Below are 401 nucleotides of genomic sequence, written 5' to 3' on the forward strand. Positions count from 1 at the left end.
GGAGCCTGCGACGTGGTCATTAGCACGGCGCCCCCTGTGCCCGCTACGACCGCCGTGGGAGAGCCCCACGATGGACCATCACGACACCATCGCCACCATGGGCGAACTGAAGCTGTTCGGGATGACGGCGGCCTAGTACGAGATCATCCAGGTTGCGCTCAAACGCACTCAGCAGCCTCACCAGGTCGTCGGTGACCCGCTCCAGGCCGAGATCAGCGAGAAGCAGGCGCGCTCGATCCGCTACCAGATGACCATCGCCAAGCTGCCCCTGGCCAAGGACATCGCCGAGTTCGCCTTCACCGATACGCCGATCAACGAGGGGCTGGTGCGCGACCTCGCTGGTGGCGAGTTCCTGGCCCACCAGCGCAACGTCGTGCTGGTCGGCGGCACTGGCACCGGCA

Annotated in this window: 1 protein-coding gene; it reads left to right on the forward strand. The window is 66.1% G+C overall.

From position 1 onward, the window contains the following. Positions 1–142 precede the first annotated feature (142 nt). Positions 143–401 (forward strand): ATP-binding protein (locus MKK84_RS26260; RefSeq protein ID WP_243924961.1); only part of this gene is annotated, 259 nt, incomplete at its 3' end.

Origin of the sequence: Methylobacterium sp. E-065, assembly GCF_022829605.1 — a bacterium.
In the GTDB taxonomy this organism is placed as follows: Bacteria; Pseudomonadota; Alphaproteobacteria; order Rhizobiales; family Beijerinckiaceae; genus Methylobacterium.